General features: G+C 74.1%; 2 protein-coding genes. Both read right to left on the bottom strand.

What is annotated here, in order from left to right; all coding sequences use genetic code 11:
* Window positions 1-124: 124 nt before the first annotated feature.
* A complete protein-coding gene (gene folB, locus AC1DY2_RS20155; RefSeq protein ID WP_476764031.1) occupies window positions 125-496 on the bottom strand; it encodes a dihydroneopterin aldolase in 372 nt (123 codons plus the stop codon).
* The coding region (locus tag AC1DY2_RS20150; RefSeq protein ID WP_476764030.1) for a dihydropteroate synthase at window positions 489-940 on the bottom strand (452 nt) is incomplete at its 5' end. The genes folB and AC1DY2_RS20150, both read right to left, overlap by 8 nt.

Below are 940 nucleotides of genomic sequence, written 5' to 3'. Positions count from 1 at the left end.
GTCTCGTAGACGGCCTACACCGCGACGAGCTCGACGCCCGGCGACTCGGCGCGGGCGCGCGTCGCGGACGCGATCGTGGCCTCGCGTTCGCCGAGGTTGGCGCCGAAGGCGATGACGGCGCGGCTCATGCGCGCCCCCTCACGACGGTGACCGCGACATCCGCGAACGGCACAGGGATGGGCGCCTCGGGCTTGTGCACGGTGACCTCCACCTCGTCGACCGCCGGGTAGCCCAGCGCGACGGCCGCCACCCGCTCGGCGACCGTCTCGATGAGGTCGACGGGGTCGCGCTCGACGGCCGCGACCACCGCCTCGGCGAGCTCGCCGTAGTGCACGGTGCTGCCGAGGTCGTCGCCGGATGCCGCGGCGGCGAGGTCGACCGCGACGGACACGTCGATCACGAACTCCTGCCCCTGCTCGCGCTCGAAGTCGAAGACGCCGTGGTGCGCGCGCACGCGCAGGCCGGTGAGGGTGATACGGTCGCGCGTCCTAGCCACGTCGTCCACTCTGCCACGCCCCGAGGACGTCGAGCGCCCGCCTGGTGCCGCGCACGTCGTGCACGCGCACCCCCCAGGCTCCGGCCTGTGCGGAGAGGGCGCTGATGACGGCGGTCGGCAGGTCGCGGTCCTCCATCGGCGACCCCTCGGGAAGCAGTGACCCCACGAACCGCTTGCGCGACGCCCCCACGAGGATGGGCAGCCCCAACTCGCCGAGCACGTCGAGCCGCCCGAGCAGCTCCCAGTTCTGCGCCCCGCGCTTCGCGAAGCCGAGCCCCGGGTCGAGGATGATCCGGTCGGAGGTCACGCCCGCGGCGACGAGCGCGTCGACGCGGGCCGCGAGCTCGTCGCGCACCTCGGCCGCCACGTCGCGGTACTCCGCGAGCGAGTCCATGCGGTCGGAGTGCCCGCGCCAGTGCATCGCCACGTAGTGCGCGCCGGTCT

It is taken from the genome of Agromyces sp. P1_H4 (genome assembly GCF_056405255.1).
The sequence above is the reverse complement of the archived record's forward strand: the minus strand, read 5'-3'. Positions and strand labels throughout refer to the sequence as shown.